This is a genomic window from Pseudomonas sp. GWSMS-1 (assembly GCF_049847425.1).
Taxonomy (GTDB): domain Bacteria; phylum Pseudomonadota; class Gammaproteobacteria; order Pseudomonadales; family Pseudomonadaceae; genus Aquipseudomonas.
On the sequence record NZ_JBMHHV010000005.1, the window covers coordinates 61,475 to 79,243 of the forward strand.

18 protein-coding genes are annotated in these 17,769 nt (G+C 61.9%); 10 read left to right on the forward strand and 8 right to left on the reverse strand.

The window, feature by feature from the left end:
* Window positions 1–135 precede the first annotated feature (135 nt).
* The 7 genes from hemF (at window position 136) to ACEPAJ_RS03640 (ending at window position 6,376) form a co-directional block, all read left to right on the forward strand.
* Window positions 136–1,053, forward strand: a complete 918-nt coding sequence (hemF, locus tag ACEPAJ_RS03610; protein WP_425913597.1) for an oxygen-dependent coproporphyrinogen oxidase — start codon at window positions 136–138, stop codon at window positions 1,051–1,053.
* Between the two features lie 119 nt (window positions 1,054–1,172).
* Window positions 1,173–1,997 (forward strand): shikimate dehydrogenase, encoded by an 825-nt coding sequence (gene aroE / locus ACEPAJ_RS03615; RefSeq protein ID WP_425913598.1) that lies wholly within the window; start codon window positions 1,173–1,175, stop codon window positions 1,995–1,997.
* Between the two features lie 6 nt (window positions 1,998–2,003).
* Window positions 2,004–2,633: a class I SAM-dependent methyltransferase gene (locus ACEPAJ_RS03620; protein ID WP_425913600.1), complete on the forward strand. Its 630-nt coding sequence runs from the start codon at window positions 2,004–2,006 to the stop codon at window positions 2,631–2,633.
* A gap of 229 nt (window positions 2,634–2,862) precedes the next feature.
* Complete coding sequence (modA, locus tag ACEPAJ_RS03625; RefSeq protein ID WP_425913602.1) at window positions 2,863–3,621, forward strand: molybdate ABC transporter substrate-binding protein; 759 nt, start codon at window positions 2,863–2,865, stop codon at window positions 3,619–3,621.
* A gap of 12 nt (window positions 3,622–3,633) precedes the next feature.
* Window positions 3,634–4,314: a molybdate ABC transporter permease subunit gene (gene modB, locus ACEPAJ_RS03630; RefSeq protein WP_425913603.1), complete on the forward strand. Its 681-nt coding sequence runs from the start codon at window positions 3,634–3,636 to the stop codon at window positions 4,312–4,314.
* The gene (gene modC / locus ACEPAJ_RS03635) at window positions 4,311–5,453 is read left to right on the forward strand and encodes a molybdenum ABC transporter ATP-binding protein (RefSeq protein WP_425913604.1); all 1,143 of its coding nucleotides are present in this window, start codon (window positions 4,311–4,313) and stop codon (window positions 5,451–5,453) included. Before modB ends, modC begins: the two co-directional genes overlap by 4 nt.
* Window positions 5,454–5,626: 173 nt before the next feature.
* Window positions 5,627–6,376 carry a hypothetical protein gene (locus ACEPAJ_RS03640; RefSeq protein ID WP_425913605.1) on the forward strand — a complete coding sequence of 250 codons (750 nt, stop codon included), beginning with the start codon at window positions 5,627–5,629 and terminating at the stop codon, window positions 6,374–6,376.
* Window positions 6,377–6,392: 16 nt separating this feature from the next.
* Here the strand turns inward: ACEPAJ_RS03640 and ACEPAJ_RS03645 are convergent, their stop codons facing one another.
* A complete protein-coding gene (locus ACEPAJ_RS03645) occupies window positions 6,393–6,917 on the reverse strand; it encodes a DUF962 domain-containing protein (RefSeq protein ID WP_425913606.1) in 525 nt (174 codons plus the stop codon).
* A gap of 104 nt (window positions 6,918–7,021) precedes the next feature.
* Here ACEPAJ_RS03645 and ACEPAJ_RS03650 point away from each other — a divergent pair, with 104 nt between their 5' ends.
* Both ACEPAJ_RS03650 and ACEPAJ_RS03655 read left to right on the forward strand, forming a co-directional pair.
* Window positions 7,022–7,708: a Crp/Fnr family transcriptional regulator gene (locus ACEPAJ_RS03650; RefSeq protein ID WP_425913607.1), complete on the forward strand. Its 687-nt coding sequence runs from the start codon at window positions 7,022–7,024 to the stop codon at window positions 7,706–7,708.
* An 80-nt stretch (window positions 7,709–7,788) separates the two neighbouring features.
* Window positions 7,789–9,795 (forward strand): alkaline phosphatase D family protein, encoded by a 2,007-nt coding sequence (locus tag ACEPAJ_RS03655; RefSeq protein WP_425913609.1) that lies wholly within the window; start codon window positions 7,789–7,791, stop codon window positions 9,793–9,795.
* Between the two features lie 37 nt (window positions 9,796–9,832).
* Here the strand turns inward: ACEPAJ_RS03655 and ACEPAJ_RS03660 are convergent, their stop codons facing one another.
* Both ACEPAJ_RS03660 and ACEPAJ_RS03665 read right to left on the reverse strand, forming a co-directional pair.
* Window positions 9,833–11,146 carry an NAD(P)/FAD-dependent oxidoreductase gene (locus ACEPAJ_RS03660; protein ID WP_425913610.1) on the reverse strand — a complete coding sequence of 438 codons (1,314 nt, stop codon included), beginning with the start codon at window positions 11,144–11,146 and terminating at the stop codon, window positions 9,833–9,835.
* A 356-nt stretch (window positions 11,147–11,502) separates the two neighbouring features.
* Window positions 11,503–11,907, reverse strand: coding sequence for a MerR family transcriptional regulator (locus tag ACEPAJ_RS03665; RefSeq protein WP_425913612.1), 405 nt, complete (start codon window positions 11,905–11,907; stop codon window positions 11,503–11,505).
* Between the two features lie 76 nt (window positions 11,908–11,983).
* Between ACEPAJ_RS03665 and ACEPAJ_RS03670 the strand changes: the two genes are divergently transcribed.
* Entirely contained in the window at window positions 11,984–13,216 is a 1,233-nt protein-coding gene (locus tag ACEPAJ_RS03670; protein WP_425913614.1) for an NADH:flavin oxidoreductase/NADH oxidase family protein, read from the forward strand.
* Here the strand turns inward: ACEPAJ_RS03670 and ACEPAJ_RS03675 are convergent.
* The 5 genes from ACEPAJ_RS03675 to ACEPAJ_RS03695 form a co-directional block, all read right to left on the reverse strand.
* Complete coding sequence (locus ACEPAJ_RS03675) at window positions 13,213–13,869, reverse strand: cupin domain-containing protein (RefSeq protein WP_425913616.1); 657 nt, start codon at window positions 13,867–13,869, stop codon at window positions 13,213–13,215. The two genes, ACEPAJ_RS03670 and ACEPAJ_RS03675, sit on opposite strands and share 4 nt — an antisense overlap.
* A 63-nt stretch (window positions 13,870–13,932) precedes the next feature.
* Window positions 13,933–14,616, reverse strand: coding sequence for a type 1 glutamine amidotransferase domain-containing protein (locus ACEPAJ_RS03680; RefSeq protein WP_425913617.1), 684 nt, complete (start codon window positions 14,614–14,616; stop codon window positions 13,933–13,935).
* A gap of 198 nt (window positions 14,617–14,814) precedes the next feature.
* Entirely contained in the window at window positions 14,815–16,617 is a 1,803-nt protein-coding gene (locus ACEPAJ_RS03685) for a methyl-accepting chemotaxis protein (protein WP_425913619.1), read from the reverse strand.
* 70 nt (window positions 16,618–16,687) lie between these two features.
* On the reverse strand, window positions 16,688–17,281 hold the full coding sequence (locus ACEPAJ_RS03690; protein ID WP_425917920.1) for an FAD-dependent oxidoreductase: 594 nt from the start codon (window positions 17,279–17,281) through the stop codon (window positions 16,688–16,690).
* Window positions 17,164–17,760: a hypothetical protein gene (locus tag ACEPAJ_RS03695; protein ID WP_425913620.1), complete on the reverse strand. Its 597-nt coding sequence runs from the start codon at window positions 17,758–17,760 to the stop codon at window positions 17,164–17,166. The genes ACEPAJ_RS03690 and ACEPAJ_RS03695 overlap by 118 nt, the downstream gene beginning before the upstream one ends.
* Window positions 17,761–17,769: the final 9 nt, after the last annotated feature.

Consider the following 17,769-nt stretch of genomic DNA (forward strand, 5'->3'; position numbering starts at 1 on the left):
AGGGTGTGCTATCCAATCCTCTCCATTGACCCGCGTCAACTGCGAGGTGGCGAATGCAAATGTTATGCTTGCCGCCGATTTCGCCGCTCAGCCCTCTGGCTGCTGAGCCGCCTTACCTGCTTTCAAGGTGCCGCCGTGAGTGACCGTACTGAGGCCGTCAAAGCCTACCTGCTGGATCTGCAAGACCGTATCTGTAACACCCTGCAAGCCGAGGATGGCGGTGCCGAGTTCTTCGAGGATGCCTGGCAGCGCCCGGCGGGTGGCGGTGGCCGCACGCGGGTCATGGAGAATGGCGCGCTGATTGAAAAGGGCGGGGTGAACTTCTCCCATGTGTTCGGCGACAGCCTGCCGCCTTCGGCCAGCGCCCATCGCCCAGAATTGGCCGGTCGGGGGTTTGAAGCCCTCGGCGTGTCGTTGGTGATTCACCCGGAAAACCCCTACGTGCCAACGTCCCACGCCAACGTGCGCTTCTTCAGCGCCGAGAAAGAGGGCGAAGAGCCAGTCTGGTGGTTCGGTGGCGGTTTCGACCTGACCCCGTATTACGGCAATGAAGAAGATTGTGCGCATTGGCACCAGGTGGCTCATGACGCCTGCGCGCCCTTCGGTGCCGAGGTTTATCCGAAGTTCAAAGAGTGGTGTGACCGCTACTTCCACCTCAAGCACCGAGGCGAGCCGCGCGGTATTGGCGGGCTGTTCTTCGATGACCTCAATCAGTGGGACTTCGACACCAGCTTCGCCTTTATGCGCGCCATCGGCGATGCCTATATCGAGGCTTACCTGCCCATCGTGCAGCGCCGCAAGCTGACTCCTTATGGTGAGCGCGAGCGCGAATTCCAGGCCTTCCGCCGTGGTCGCTACGTCGAGTTCAACCTGGTGTTCGACCGTGGCACGCTCTTCGGCTTGCAGTCTGGCGGGCGCACCGAGTCGATCCTCATGTCACTGCCGCCGCATGTGCGTTGGGGCTACGACTGGAAGCCCGAGCCAGGCAGTGAAGAAGCGCGCCTGACCGAGTACTTTCTCACCGACCGCGATTGGCTGTCGGCCAAGGCGTAATGGTGTAGCCCGGATGAAATCCGGGGGAGTTCCAGTGACCGCTCCCGGATTTCATCCGGGCTACATCGGCTTTGGACTCTCGGCTTAGGCAGTGACTCTGAAATTAGAAAGGATGTTCCATGGACCGCTACGGTGTATTCGGTAACCCCATCGTCCATAGCAAATCGCCGCTGATCCATCGCCTGTTTGCCGAGCAGAGCGGTGAGCAGCTGAGCTATGAGGCCTTACTGGCGCCGCTGGAGGATTTCCCCGGCTATGCCCGCGCTTTCTTCGAGCATGGTTTGGGTGCCAATGTCACCGTACCGTTCAAGGAACAGGCGTTTGCCCTGGCCGATCAGCTCAGCGCCCGTGCCCGCCGCGCCGGTGCAGTGAATACCCTGAAGAAGCTGGACGACGGCAGCCTGCTCGGTGATAACACCGACGGCGCGGGCCTGGTGCGTGATCTGACGGTGAATGCCGGGGTGCCGCTCAAAGGTAAACGCATCCTCCTGCTCGGCGCGGGCGGTGCGGTACGCGGGGTGCTGGAACCGTTGCTGGCCGAACAGCCGGCGGCGCTGGTGATTGCCAACCGTACGGTGGAAAAGGCCGAGCAATTAGCCCGTGAATTCGCCGACTTGGGGCCGGTGGTCGCCAGCGGTTATGACTGGATCGATGCGCCGGTCGACCTGATTATCAACGGCACCTCGGCCAGCCTGGCGGGTGATGTACCGCCGATTGCGCCGAGCCTGATCCAGCCGGGGCATACCCTGTGTTACGACATGATGTACGGCAAGGCGCTGACGGCCTTCAACCGTTGGGCCGCCGAACAGGGCGCGGCACGCACCCTGGATGGTTTGGGCATGTTGGTCGAGCAGGCGGCTGAGGCCTTTACCCTGTGGCGCGATATACGCCCGGCCAGCGCTCCGGTATTGGCTGAGTTACGCCGTTTGTTGGCCGAGGGTTAAGCGCTTATGCGACTGAGCGCGGAGCAGTTGGCGCAGATCAGCGCGCTGACGGTGCGGCACTATCAGGACTGCGCCGAAGACTTTCGTGAGGGCACCCGCGAGCACGATGTCAGCCAGAACATCGCCGCCCTGCTCGCGCCCATTGAAGCGACTGCGCCCTACCAGATTCTCGATTTCGGCTGCGGCCCCGGGCGCGATCTGCGCACCTTCAGCGCCATGGGCCACACCGCCGTTGGTCTGGACGGCTGCCCGCGTTTTGTCGAAATGGCCCGCGCGGACAGTGGCTGCGAAGCCTGGCAGCAGGACTTTCTCGCCCTCGATCTGCCGCCCGAGCGCTTTGACGGCGTGTTCGCCAATGCCGTGCTGTTCCATATTCCCAGTCAGGAATTGCCACGGGTGCTGGCGCAGTTGCATGCCACGCTCAAACCGGGCGGCGTGTTGTTCAGCTCCAACCCCCGTGGCGATAATCAGGAAGGCTGGCAGGGTGACCGCTACGCTGCCTATTACGACCTGAGCACCTGGCGCGCGTTGTTAACCGCCGCGGGTTTTAGCGAACTGCAGCATTACTACCGCCCAGCCGGCTTGCCGCGCGAACAGCAACCTTGGCTAGCCAGTGTCTGGCGCCGAATCGACTAAGCCATGGGCAATGCTTGGTCGTTCGCCGCACGGCGTTGAAGCCTGAGGTTGCCGCCTGGTTTCAACAAAACGGTTGCGTCGACATCCCAACCCTTACGGCATTTCCCTCCGTCTGCTTATGCGTAGGCGTGCAGCCAGCACGAATAAGTTTCGCCTATCGCTATGTTCTCTTGTATATAACGCTAATTGTTGCGGCATTGCTGCTATCACGTCACCCCTAGGAGTCGGTATGAGGTCTGGCATTTTGCACACGCTGTGTCCGCTATTCGCGGCGCTGGCATTCACCGGTAACGTCCTGGCTGAGCAGGTACAGGTGGCGGTTGCGGCTAACTTCACCGCACCGTTACAGGCCATTGCCCGGGCGTTTGAGAGCGATAGCGGGCACAGTGTGATCGCCTCTTTTGGGGCCACCGGCCAGCTGTATGCGCAGATCCGCAATGGCGCACCGTTCGAGGTGTTCTTCAGTGCCGATGAACGCACGGCGGCCAAGTTGGAGCGTGAAGGCCTGGGGGTCAGCGGCTCGCGTTTTACCTACGCGGTCGGCCGTTTGGTGTTGTGGTCGGCTCAGCCAGGCTATCTGGATGGCAGTGACGCTGTGCTCAAGGCCAGCTCGTTCAGGCACTTGGCGATGGCCAATCCGCAGGCTGCGCCTTATGGCCTGGCTGCCAGCCAGGTGCTGGAGGCGTTAGGTTTGAGCGCAACGCTGAAAGACAAACTGGTTGAGGGGCAGAGCATCACTCAAACGCATCAGTTCATTGCCACCGGGAATGCTGAGCTGGGTTTTGTCGCCCTGTCACAGGTGTACAAGGATGGCCAGCTCAGCAGCGGATCGGCCTGGCGGGTGCCGGCGGAGCTGCATACACCCATCAAGCAGGATGCGTTGATCCTTAAAAAAGGCCAACACAACCCTGCTGCGCTGGCCTTTACCGAGTACCTCAAAGGCGAAAAAGCGGCCGCGATTATCCAGTCTTACGGCTATCAGCGTTAAAGGGATGTGCTGATGCCTCTGACTAACGCTGATTTTGCTGCGGTATTGCTGACGCTTGAGCTGGCCGCGCTGACCACGGTATTGCTGCTTCTGATCGGTACGCCGATTGCCTGGTGGTTGGCGCGTACCGACTCGCGCTGGAAGCAGCCGATTGTCGCCATCGTCGCCCTGCCGCTGGTGCTGCCGCCCACGGTGATCGGTTTCTACCTATTGGTGAGCATGGGTCCGCACGGCGTTATCGGTCAGCTAACGCAGAGCCTCGGGTTGGGCACCCTGACGTTTACCTTTACCGGGCTGCTGATTGGCTCGGTGTTCTATTCCCTGCCCTTTGTCGTACAGCCGCTGCAGAACGCCTTTGAGGCAATTGGTCGGGCGCCGCTGGAGGCCGCCGCCACGCTGCGTGCTGGGCCGTGGGATGCTTTTTTTACGGTGGTGCTGCCGTTGGCCAAACCGGGTTTTGTGACCGCCTCCATTCTCGGCTTCGCCCATACCGTTGGTGAGTTCGGTGTGGTGCTGATGATTGGCGGCAATATCCCCGGCAAGACCCAGGTGGCGTCTGTGCAGATCTACAACCACGTGGAAAGCATGAATTACGCCCAGGCCCATTGGTTGGCCGGCGGGATGGTGCTGTTTTCCTTTATCGTGCTGCTGGCCCTGTATTCCGGGCGAAGCAGCCAGCGGGTGTGGCAATGATCTGGCCGTTGCAGCGGCGCAATGTGCCGACGCCGACGCTTGGCGGCGCGGGCGAAATCCAGGCGCGCTTCAAGGTTGAGCATGCTGGCTTCACTTTGGATGTCGATCTCAGCCTGCCCGGTCGTGGGGTCAGTGCTTTGTTCGGCCACTCGGGCTCAGGCAAGACCAGTTGCCTGCGCTGTTTTGCCGGGCTGGATCGGCCCAGCGAGGGCTATCTGCAGGTCAATGGCGAGGTGTGGCAAGGCAGTGCCCAAGGCCTCTTCGTGCCAGCCCACAAACGCGCCGTGGGTTACGTGTTTCAGGGCGCCAATCTGTTTGCTCATCTGTCGGTGCGGCGCAACCTGGAGTACGGGCTTAAACGTATTCCTGCAGCGCAGCGGCGTATTGCTCTGGAGCAGGCAGTGGAGTTACTGGGTATTGGCCATTTGCTGCAGCGTTTGCCGGGCAAGCTATCCGGTGGCGAGCAGCAGCGCGTCGGCATCGCCCGTGCCCTACTGACCAGCCCGCGGATGCTGTTACTGGATGAGCCACTGGCTGCCCTCGACCTCAAGCGCAAACAGGAAGTGCTGCCCTATCTGGAGCGCCTGCACAGTGAGCTGCAGATGCCCATTATCTATGTCAGTCATTCACCCGATGAAGTCGCGCGCCTGGCCGATCATCTGGTGTTGCTGGAAGACGGCAAGGTCAGCGCCAGCGGCCCCTTGAAGGAAACCCTGCTGCGCGCCGACCTGCCGTTTGTATTTGAGGAGGATGCCGAGGCCGTTGTGGATGCACAGGTCATGGCCCATGACCCCGCTTACGGGTTGCTCGCGGTGCAGTTGCCCGGTAGCGACATTAGCCTGCAGTTGCCCCATGGGCCGCTGCCGCAGGGTCAGTTGGTGCGGGTCAAGATCAAGGCGCGCGATGTCAGCCTGAGCCTGCAGCAGGCGCAGCACAGCAGTGTGCTCAACCTGCTACCGGCGCAGGTAGTGGACTGGATCAACGTCGCCGAACAGGCGCATGTGCTGGTGCGTGTGCAGGTAGGGCGCGAGCAACTGATGGCGCGGATCACCCGTTACTCCTTCGACCGCCTGAACATTCAGCGCGAGCAATCACTGTGGGCGCAGGTCAAGTCGGTGTCACTGCTGGGTGCCAGTTGACGGGCCGTCAGATTACAGCGCGCAGCGTATCTGGCGGATTGGCGCATCTTTCCGACGAAATCACTCTTTAGGCTGCTTTTCTGCGCTATTCAGTGCAGTACCCTGTGGCGCGCGTTTGTATTAGCTGACTCGACTCAGCGCTGCTCACAACAATAATAAGGAGCACCCCTCGTATGCGTTTTACATCGCTGTATCGCCCGCTATTGCTCGCGGTTATTGGCCTGCTGGCCGCTCTCTCACCACTGACCGCAGCTCATGCCGTGACCCCGCAAGAACAGGTGCAGGTACAGGCCAGCCGGGCCACCAGCAGCCTGATGCTGTTACGCGGTGAAGGTTTCCAAAAGAAACATCAGGATGCCCTTGAGAACGATCTGCAAGCCCTGGCGGCGGCCGTGCAAAGCTTGCCGCAAAGCAGCGATGCCCTGCGCGGCGCGCATCAGGAACTGGTGGTGCAGATTCGGCGTGGCGTGGCCTTTGGGCCGAACGAAGAAGACATGCCCTGGCGCTACCCCGAGGACCTCAGCAAAGCCCTGCTCGGCGTGCTGGAGCACAGCCGCACACTCGCCAGCCCGGACGACAGTGAACTGTCCGCCAAGCTCGAATACCTCGCGGTGCAGTATTTGAGCCGCGCCTACTTCGGCAATTTCGAAACCGCCCGTGAGCAGCCTGATACCTACCTCGGCCAGGATGAGCGCAAGATCGTGCCCTCAGTGGATGCGCAACTGGCTGCGCTGGATGGCAAGGCCGATCCGCAGGTCGGCAAGCTGAAAACCCGCTGGGATTACCTCAAGGCCGCCCTGGTTGACCTCAATAGCCAGAGCAGCGCCCTGCAGAGCGCCTCGGGCCGGCCGTTTGCGCCGATCACCGTGTATCGCCATACGCGGTCACTGACTGACCAGTGGATGGCGCTCTCCAAAGGCTGAACCGTACCGTTCGTGCTCAGGAGCTAGCGTGCTTGTCACGGATGCAGGTTGGCCCTGCGCGCTCGACGATGGCCTGCTCAACGTCTTTGCGCAGGCCCAGCAGGAAGGCGGCTTCGGCGGTGACGAACAGTGGGCCGATCACCAGGCCCATCACATCATCGACAAACGCTGGTTTGCGCCCTTCGTAGTAATGGCCGACAAACTGGATGACCCAGCCGATCACAAACAGGCCAATGCCGCTGCTGAGCCAGACTGGCGTCGATTGTAGCGCCACGCCGGCGCCCACCCACAGGCTGAGCGCCAGCAGCAGCGCCATCACCAGGCCGAAACGCCGATCCAGGCGCACGTAGAACACTCCGGCAGCCAACGTCACCAACAAGGCTGGGGACAGCCACAGCCCGAACACCTCACTGCCGGGACGGGAAAGCAGCACGGCCACGGCCAGCACAATCAGGGGAATACCGATAAAGTGGCTGAGAATGTTGCGTTGATCGCGGTGATACGCCGCGTATTGCGCCAGATGGTCGACTAGGGTTTTCATTATTATTTTCCTCACGCAGGACAGGTGCTCAGCATGAACTCGCCTACTCGCACGGCTCTGTCAGCTAGCCGACAAACTGCGAGCCACCGCTCTGTGAGCGCCCGATGAGCGCGGCGGCCTACGCTTATCAGGCGCGTCTGCGTCAGGGCCACTGGTTCAGCGCCTTGCCCATGGAGTTGCAAGAAGCCCTGTTGACGGCCGCCCAGGTGCAGCCGCTAGCCGCGGGCCAGGTGCTGTTTCGTCGTGGCGACAAGCCCTGCGGCCTGTATGCGGTGGTTGCTGGCGGTATGCGCATTGGTGCGGTCAGTGCGACCGGTAAAGAGGCGCTGCTGACCCTGGTCGAAGCGCCTTACTGGTTTGGCGAAATCTCCTTATTCGACGGCCAGCCGCGCACCCACGACGCCTTTGCCGAAAGTGCCTCAACCCTGTTGTGGGTACCGCAGGCACGCTTGCTCACGTTGCTTGAGCAACAGCCGCAGTACTGGCGCGACTTCGCCCTGCTGATGAGCCAGAAACTGCGCCTGGCGTTTATCGCTCTAGAAGAAATGAGCCTACTGCCCGCCGCCGCCCGTTTGGCTCGGCGCTTACTGCTGATGGCCGAGAATTACGGCGAAGGTGAGCCGCGCCGTGTTCTGCATTTGCCCCAAGAGCAGCTGGCGTTGATGCTGGCGATCTCTCGGCAAACCACCAATCAGATTCTCAAGGAGCTGGAAGGCCAGGGCATTTTGCGCCTGACCTATGGCGAGATTGAACTCCTCGATCTGCCGCGCCTGCGCCAGGCGGCGCAGTAGGCTCAGCCTGCAGAGACTGAACCTCTGGCGCAGAATGACGCTCTATTACCAACCACATTTCCATAGAGCCCGATGCCCTGATGCCGACCTCCACCGCTCTTGCCCACGCCGACCTGCCCTTGGTGCTGGCCGGCCCGCTGCTGCGCCGCATGGAATCGCAGCGCCTGGTGCTGTGGCTGGTCAGTAGTCAGCCACTGACGTTGAACCTGCAGCTGACGCATGGCGACGCTGAGGACCCGCAGGGCTACTCACTGCAAGGCGACAGCTGCCAGGTTATCCAGATCGGTGAGCAGGCGTTTATTCACCTGATCGACTTGAAGCTGGAAGCGCCGCTGCCCTCTGATGTACAGATCGACTATGACCTGTTGATCGAACAGCCTGGTCAGGCCGCGCTGGGCATCGCCGACTGGGCGCCGCATCTGCTGTACGACGGCGCGACCCAGGCCAACTTCGTTCTGCGTGCGCAGCTGAACCATCTGCTTCACGGTTCCTGCCGCAAGCCGCATCACCCGGCGGCCGATGGCCTGCTCTGCGCCGACCGTCTACTGGCCGAAGCGCACACCCCCGAACAGCGCCCGGCATTGCTGCTGATGAGTGGCGACCAGATCTACGCCGATGATGTCAGCGGGCCGATGCTGCGGGCGGTTCATCAGGTGATCGAGCGCCTGGGTTTGTTTGGCGAGCATTTGGAAGGTGCGGTAGTCGATGACAGCACGGCGCTGTACCAGCACCCCGCCAGCTACTACCAGCGCGCTGAGTTGCTGCCGGCGCTGAAGAGCAATGAAACCCTGCGTGAGCGCTTCTTCGGTGGCGTGGAAAAGCCGGTGTTTACCACCAGCAGTGCCGACAACCACCTGGTCACCTGCGCCGAAGTGCTGGCCATGTACCTGCTGGTCTGGTCGCCCGTGCCCTGGACGTTGCTGGACGCCGAGATGCCGGCACTCAGCACCGAGGAAGTGCCGCGTTACCAGGCTGAGCGTGAGCGCATCGAAGCGTTTCGCGGCGGCCTGGGCCAGGTCGCGCGCGCCCTCGCCCACTTGCCGACGCTGATGATCTTCGATGACCACGACATCACCGACGACTGGAACCTCTCCGCGCAGTGGGAAGAAACCGCCTACGGCCACCCGTTCTCCAAACGCATCATCGGTAATGCGCTGATCGCCTACCTGCTGTGCCAGGGCTGGGGTAACAACCCGGATGTGTTCGCCAAGCCGCTGCAGATGATCCGCGCGATGACCGAGGGTCGCGATGCCGCCAACCATATGGACAGTAAGCCGCAGGACGCTTTGATCGACGAGCTACTGAGTTTCCACCAGTGGCAGTTCGTGTTGCCGAGCAGCCCGGCGCTGGTTGTTTTGGATACCCGCACCCGGCGCTGGCGCAGCGAGCGCAACCTCAAGCGGCCGTCCGGTCTGCTGGATTGGGAAGCGCTGTGCGAGTTTCAGCAGGCGCTGCTCGATCAGCCATCGGCAATCATCGTTTCCCCGGCGCCGATGTTCGGCGTCAAGCTGATCGAGGCCATCCAGAAGATTTTCAGCTGGGCCGGCCATCCACTGATGGTCGATGCGGAAAACTGGATGGCCCACCGCGGCGCGGCGCAGGTGATGCTGAAGATCTTCCGTCACTCGCGTACACCGGGTAACTACGTGATTCTCTCCGGCGATGTGCATTACTCGTTCGTCTACGAGGTGCTGATCCGCCAGCGCAAACGCGGCCCGCAAATTTGGCAGATCACCAGCAGCGGCCTGAAGAATGAATTCCCTCCGCGTCTGCTCGACTGGTTCGACCGCCTCAACCGCTGGTTGTATGCGCCTTGGTCGCCGCTCAACTGGCTGACCACCCGCCGGCGCATGCAGGTCAAACCGCGTATCCCTTCGCGCAGCAAGGCCGGCGAACGCCTGTGGAATGGCGCGGGGCTCGGCCAGGTGTTCTTCAACGACAACGGCCAGCCGAGTGCGATCTACCAGCTGAATGCTGATGGCTCGCCGGCGGTGGCCTTTGTTGATGAGCGTGGTGAGGTTCAGGAACCTTGCGCTGATCCAACCCTCGCGGCCAAGGCCGCTCCTACAGACTCATACCTGTCGTAGGAGCGGTCTTGGCCGCGATTTAGTACAAGCGCGTGGCTTAGCGTAGCTTTTCCAGCATCTGGTAGTACCACATGCCAGCCGCCAGCATCGGGTTGCCGAACACATCACCCAGCGGCACCTTGATGTGTTTACAGGCGGCGAAGGTGTCGTAATGACCCAGGGTGCCGGTCAGGGCGTTGGCCATGATCTCGCCCATGATGTGGGTGGTGGCGATGCCGTGGCCGGAGTAGCCCTGGCAGTACCAGACGTTGTCCGAGAGCTTGCCCAGCTGCGGGATGCGGTTGATCACGATGCCCATGGCGCAGCTCCATTGGAAGTCGATGGCGACGCCCTTGAGCTGCGGGAAGGTCTGCTCGATGCCGGGGCGCAGCTCGGCGGCGATATCGCGTGAATCGCGCCCCGAGTAGTTGCAGCCGCCGCCGAACAGCAGGCGACCGTCGGTGGTCATGCGGTAGTAGTCGAGGACGAAGCGGCAGTCATACACGGCCAGGTCTTGCGGATTGATTTGCTTCGCCAGTTCACCCAGCGGCGCAGTGGTGACGATGCCGCCCATGGCCGGGAAGATCATGCCCTTGAGCTTTTTCGGCTCCAGCTTGTGGTACACGTCGCCGGCCAGCAGCACCTGTTTGGCGTTGATCCGCCCTTGGGCGGTGACCACCGCCGGGTTGTCGCCATGGACGATTTCCAGCACCTCGGAGTGTTCGAAGATCAGCGCGCCCAGGCTGGCGGCGGCTTTGGCTTCACCGATACACAGATTCAGCGGGTGCAGGTGCATGTTGCGGGTGTTCTTCAACGCGCCGTTGTACAGGTCGCTGGCCAAGTGGCTGCGCACCCCCTCACGGTCAAGCAGAGTGACATCGTCGGCCATGCCACGGCGTACGGCTTCGTTGTAGGTGGCTTCCAGTTCCTGCATATGTACCGGCTTCATCGCCGCATGCATGTGGCCGTGCTTGAGGTCGCAGTTGATCCCGTACTTTTCCACGCGGTTCTTGATGATGTCGTGGCCGCGCCAGCGCAGGTGCCAGATAAAGTCTTCAACCTCTTCGCCGAGGGTGTTGCGCATCTGCTTGGTCATTGCCGCATCGCCCGACAGGCTGCCGGTGACCTGGCCGCCGTTGCGTCCGGTGGCGCCCCAGCCAATCTTGTTGGACTCGACAATCGCCACTTTCAGGCCGCGTTCGGCCAATTCAACGGCAGACGCTACGCCGGTAAAACCGCCGCCGATAATCACCACGTCGACACTGACCTCGCCTTGCAGGGTCGGGTAGTCGGTTTCTTCATTGAGGGTGGCGCTGTAATAGGACGGGCAACGTTCGGCGGCGGGCAGCACGGGTTTGATTGCGGCATTCATAAGATGATTCCTGGGTACAACATGCGGGGGCTGGAGCAGGCAGGGCTCCGCGTTGGCAACCAGCGGCGCTGGCTACAAGGCAATCAGAGGAATAGCTGTGCAGCATCCGGTGGGCGCGCATGGCGGCAATGCCAGAGCGCCCAGAAGGCCAGGGGTTTTGGCAGCGTGGCATTGCTCTGCCGGGCGGCGCAATGGCGCCGTCTAGACAGTTGCGTGGCGCATGCAGAGGGGGCGGAAAACGCGGTGGAAGAACACATGGCCTGCAGGGTCACACAGGGCCAAGCATCGGTTAAATCTGATTTTTCACATGCTTGGTTGCTGTATCGCTAAACATTGGCCGGGCTTGTTTGGCTGATTCAGGCGCCGCGCAGATTGGCCAGCACCCGCTCGGCATTCTCGGTGCAGGGCATGCCTTCGGGTTTATTTTCGATGGTGGCGATGATCGTCAGCAGTTGTGCTTTGTTCTCGAGCAAGCGCTGCTGCATGGCCTCGATTTCGACGACCTTGCGTTGCAGGCTGGCGAGCAATTCAGCGTGCCCCAAGCCCTGTGACTCGGTTTGCGGCAACAAGCGGCGAATCTCGTCCAGGCTAAATCCGGCCTGTTGCGCGCCGCTTATGATGGCCAGGGTTTGCACGGCTTGCTCGGGGTAGTGCCGGTAACCGTTGGCCTGGCGTTGGGCATTGATCAGCCCGCTGGCTTCATAGAAACGAATGCGCGACGACGCCAGGCCACTGCGGGTCGCCAGTTCGCCAATCTTCATGCGCTTTACTCCGGGCTATTGACCTTAAAGCTGACTTTAACCTTAGGCTTGTTCGATCTGCCACCCGGAGTCGTCTATGCGCGCATTCGAAGCTCTGCAACTGCCCAACGGCAGCGTTATCCCTAATCGTATTGCCAAGGCGGCAATGGAAGAGAACCTCGCTGACGTGGCGCAGGGGCCGTCCGCCGAGTTGCTGCGCTTGTATCAGGCCTGGGCCGAAGGCGGTACGGGCTTGCTGCTGACGGGGAACGTCATGGTCGACCGCCGCGCCATGACCGGCCCTGGTGGTGTGGTGCTGGAGGATCAGCGGCAGCTGGATAAATTCCGTGAGTGGGCGCGCATTGGCCGCTCCCACGGTGCGCAGATATGGATGCAGCTCAACCATCCAGGGCGGCAGATGCAGGCCAATCTCGGTCAGCAAACCGTTGCGCCCTCTGCGGTAGCGCTGGAGTTGGGTGGCTTGTCGAAGATGTTCCCCGTGCCCAAGGCGCTGGATGATGCTGAGATTGCCGCATTGATTGAGCGCTTTGCCCGGTCTGCCCAGCTCGCCGAACAGGCCGGCTTCAATGGCGTGCAGATTCACGCGGCGCACGGTTATCTGATCAGCCAGTTTCTCTCGCCACTGAGCAATAAGCGCACCGATGACTGGGGCGGTTCGTTGGCAAATCGCGCCCGTTTGCTGCTGGAGGTTATCAAGGCCGTGCGTGCGCGGGTCGCGCCGGGTTTCAGCGTGGCGGTCAAACTCAACTCGGCGGATTTTCAGCGTGGCGGTTTTGCCGAAGCCGATGCCAAGCAGGTGGTGCTGTTGCTCAATGAGTTGGCGGTGGACATGGTTGAGTTGTCTGGCGGCAGCTACGAGGCACCGGCCATGCAAGGTGATTCGCGCGATGGCCGTACCTTGGCGCGCGAGGCTTATTTTCTGGAGTTTGCCGGCGAGATCGCTGCCGTGGCGCAGATGCCGGTGATGGTCACTGGCGGTATTCGCCGTCTGCCGGTGGTGGAGCAGGTCTTGGCCAGCGGTGTGGCCATGGCCGGTATTGGTACGGCGTTGGCCATTGAGCCGGCATTGCCTAAGCAGTGGCAGGCAGGGCTTCACGAGGCCTGCGCCGAACTGCCGCCGATTCGTTGGAAGAACAAGGCGCTGGCCTCGCTGGCCTATATGGCCACGGTGAAGTTTCAGTTGCGCCAACTCAGCCGCGGTAAGCGCACTCATGCGCAGGTGTCACCGCTGCGCGCCTTATTGCTGGAGCAACTCAAAGCGGCGCGGCGCACCCGTGTGTACAAGCGGTTGATGACCAGCGAGGGTTAATCGGGCAGGTGCCCGGTTTTTACCCAGATCAGGCACCCCTGTTCACTGAATGGGGTGTGCTGCGACAGGTGCGGGCTGCGTAGCCAGCTGCCGGCAGGGTAGTCGCCGAACTCATCCTGAAAGGTGCCTTCGAGCACCAAAATCTCTTCGCCGCCCCAATGCCGGTGCGCATTGAAATAGGTGCCTGGCGCCCAACGCACCAGCGCCACATGCTCGGTGCCATGTTGATGCAGCGGCAACACCTGCAGGCCGGGGACCAAGCCCTGGCGCCACTCGGCGCGGTTGCTGTCGATGACGACGTGCTGATCATCTGCTGGATCAAACTGCATGAGTTTGACGAAGATCGTGCAGCCATCGCGGCTGAACGGCGCATGTTGGCTGCCAATTGGGTTACGCACATAAGTGCCGGCCGGGTAATCACCGCGCTCGTCGGAGAACACCCCTTCGAGCACCAAAAACTCCTCACCGCCGGGGTGCTGGTGCGCGCTGAAGTGAGAGCCTGCGGCATAGCGCACGATGGAGGTTGCCCGTGCTACCTCCTCGCCAACCCGGTCGAGCATGCGCCGCTCCACGCCGGGCATGGGCGATGCGACCCAGGGGCTATCGTCTGGACGCACAAGCGCCCGCTGGCTGAAATCGGCGTTAAGTTGCATGGTTGAAATGACCTCTGCTTGGCGTTCAGCTGGGTTTAAGTTGTACGCCAGGCTCTTTAGCGATTAGTGGCTGTTTAGCAGCGTGATCAGTGCGTCGGCGGTGGCCTCTGAGGACGCCGGGTTTTGCCCGGTAATCAGCAGGCCGTCGACCGCCACATGGCTGTGCCAGTCGTTCTTGCTGGTGTAATGGCCGCCGTTAGCGATCAGCATGTCTTGCACCAGGAAGGGCACCACTTCGGTGAGCTGCACCGCCGCTTCTTCGCTGTTACTGAACCCGGTGACTTTTTTACCGCTGACCAGCGGCTTACCGTTGGCCGCTTTCACATGGCGCAGCACGCCCGGTGCATGACACACCGCCGCCACCGGCTTGTTGAGTGCCTGGAAGCGTTCGATCAGGGCAATCGAGGTGCGGTCTTCGGCCAAATCCCACAGCGGACCGTGGCCACCGGGGTAGAACACCGCATCGAAATCCTCCGCCTTCACCTGGCTTAACGGCACTGTGTTGGCCAGTGCTTGTTGCGCGGCAGGGTCGGCGTTGAAGCGTTCGGTAGCGGCGGTTTGCGCATCTGCATCAGCGCTTTTCGGGTCAAGGGGGGGCTGACCGCCCTTGGGCGAGGCCAGGGTCAGCTGCGCACCGGCATCCTTGAACACGTAATAAGGCGCAGCAAATTCTTCCAGCCAGAAACCGGTCTTGTGGCCCGTATCGCCGAGTTGGTCGTGGGAAGTCAGAACCAGCAGAATCTTCATAACGTGCTCCTTGTGGGCAAATGCCCATGGCTAGCGTGAATGGCGTACAGCATAGGAGCACTGCGGTGATTCGATAATTCAAAAGTTTTAATGTCGAGTATCGAGAGAATGAATACCCGGCAGCACTTTAGTGCCTATCCGTGCGCCTCGCCGCCCTGGCCTGACAAGGGGGTATCAACGGGGTAGCGTCGCTCCGATTTAGGCCTGGGGCTTATAACCCAGGCGTAAACCACCCCAATGGCGGCCCTGAACCATGATCGGCACCGACAGATCGTGCATCAGCTCGCCGGTGTCGCGCATATAGGTTTGCAGCAGCAACGGCTTTTGATGGCTGCCGCAGCGGATGCCGGTGCGGTCGTTGAACAGGCGTTTGCTACGGCTCTTCAGGGTGTCTACGGTACGGTCACCGCAGGGCGGATGATTGAAGGCGTTGTTGTGGGTCGGTACATAGCCTTCCGGGGTGCAGGCGATGGCGAATACCAGGCCTTCATGCTGGCTGAGCAGCGGCTCCTGAATGGTCGGCAGCACCTGATCGGCATAGCGGTCGAAGCGGGTGCTGTATTTGGCTGGGAAGCTGCCGGCAATCGGTTGGTAGTGGCGGTCGAACAGGTCGCTGACGCTGACCCGGCCAGCCTGGATATCGCTTTCGAACTGCGCGGCAATCTGCGCGGCGGCGTTACGCGCGAGATCAAAAATACGCTGGTGATAGTCATCCAGGCCGACTTCGGCGAGTTGCTCGCTGATGCTTTCCGCCTGGCCGACCAAGCGCTCGGCGGCGTTACTGAGCTGGCGGGTTTGCCCTTCGCTGTCGTCGACATCGCCGCGCAATTGGCCGACGGCGACTGACAGTTCGGCCAGGCGTTCGTGGTTATGCCGGGTGCCGCTGTCGATCTGCCCAACTTGGGCTTCGACATCCTCGGCCAACTCGGCAATCCCCAGCAGTTGCTCGCCGGTATGCTCGATCTGTTGCGCGGCCTGGGTGAGCTGCTCGGCTTGTTGTTGCATGTGGCTGACCACGGCGCCGCTTTGCTGGCGGATATCGCCGACGATCTGCGCGACTTCCTCAGTGGCGCTGCTGGTGCGCCCAGCGAGGTTGCGCACTTCATCGGCGACCACGGCAAAACCACGGCCGAGTTCACCGGCGCGGGCTGCTTCGATGGCCGCATTGAGCGCCAGCAGGTTGGTCTGGCTGGCAATAGACTGGATCACCTGGGTGACTTTCTCGATCTGTTCGGTGCGGCTGCTGAGGCCGTCGATCAGCTCGCGGCTGGTCGCCGTCTGCGCGCTCAACTGCTGCATGGCCTCGATCGCTTCACGCAGCTCTTGCTGCCCGCTGGCGCTGTTCTGGCGCACGCTTTGCGCGGCCAGCAGGGTTTGCTCGGCGCGCTGAGCGTTGTCCTGTTCGGTGTGGGTGATGGCCTCAGCGGCCTGGTTGATCTGCTCGGTGGCGCTCAGCTGCGAGTGCAGCTTGCCGGCCAGTTGCTGCGCCGCATGGGCCACTTCGGCGGCGGCCAGGGCGTTGTGGCAGGTTTGCCGCGACAGGCTCTGGCTAAGGTCGTTGAATGATGGATGCTGCGGATTGGCCTGCGAGAGCGGCTCTTCGTGCTGACGCTGCCAGGGCCCGAGCCAGGGCCAGAGCGCCAACAGCAGGAACGACGGAATGCTGATAAACCAGGGCAGCTGGATCTGTTGATAGGCCACCATTAATCCGGCCAGCCCGACGGCGTGCAGCAGGCAAGCCTTGGGATAGGTAATAAACGCGGAGCGCATGACAAACCTCATTATTCTTATTCTGGCCCAAGCAAGGCCAGAAACTGCCTGTGGCGCGCCGCTATGCGGTGGGCGGGCCATGCCTGCTGGAACCTGGGTGCGTGCAGTTGGATATGCCTGCTTAGGCAATCGGCCGCTGTCGACAATTCTATAGACCATAGTGGGTGACGCTCCCTGCGGCCAACCTTTGCTGAAAGGTTGATTCGAGCAGCCATGGGCGTATTCAGCCATGACACTTTGGTCGCAGGTGCGTTAATCACTTAGCGTTTGGTTAACCCCGTGGTGTTAGGGCGCAGAGCGGCTAAAAACGATGACGCTGGATAAAACCCTTATCAAGAAAATCTTTCCAGCGGCCATAGAGTTGCCCGCCGGCGCTGTAGCCGTGCCAGTCCAGCAGGGCGCCGCCATCACCGGTGGCCAGCAGGGCCAGGCTTTGCCGCTGTGGGCGGTAGCGTTTGAGCGGCAAACCGCGCAGCGCCGCACTCAGATTGGTGGCCAGCACCGGGCCCTGGCGAACTGCATACACCCCGCTCTTGCGTGCACCGGGCAGGCTGGCGCAGTCGCCCACAGCAAAAATTGTTGGGTGGGTGTAGCTCTGCAGGGTGGGTGCAATCAACACAAAGCCGCGCTCATCGCAGCCCAGGCCGCTGTGCTGCGGCCAGGCAAAGGCCTTGGCACCGCTGGCCAGCAATAACCGCTGGCCGCGCCAGACCGGCGCATTGCCGCTGAGCAGGCAGTCGTTCTCGATGCGGCTGATTGGGCAATCCTCGCGCACTTCTACGCGGTGTTGGCGCAAGTGGCCGAGCGCGCGCAAACGCACCCCAGGCGACAAGCCATCGAGTAGATGGCCGGCGCAGAACAGCGCCAGCTGTGGCACCTGGCCGGCCAAGGCCAGGGCCAACTCGACCCCGCCGCGCCGCCACCGAGAATGGCCATGGGCCGGGGCGCGGCCTGCCACTGCTGCCAACCGGCAAGGAATCTATCGAAGGGTTTGACGGCCAGCAGCTGCATGGCCTCGCCCTGCTGGGGCGGTGCGCTGATCTGCGCGCCGACGTTCAGCGATAACCAGCTGGCGTCGAGGGTACGGCCATCATCAAGCTGCACCTGCTGCTGGGCCGCGGACAAGCTTTCTACCGGGCTGATGACCAGCTCAACCTTGGCCGCACGACACAAGGTTTGCAGCTCCACCTGGCAATCTGCAGCGCTATGCCGGCCGGCCAACAGCCCTGGCAACATGCCGGAATACCAGGCCACCGGTCCGGCACTGAGTAGGGCGATACGCCCCGGCGGCCGTTCGACCAAGGCCCAGCGCCGCAGCACCCCGAGGTGAGCGTGGCCGGCGCCGATCAATAGCAGGTCATAGTGATGGGTCACGCCAAGCTT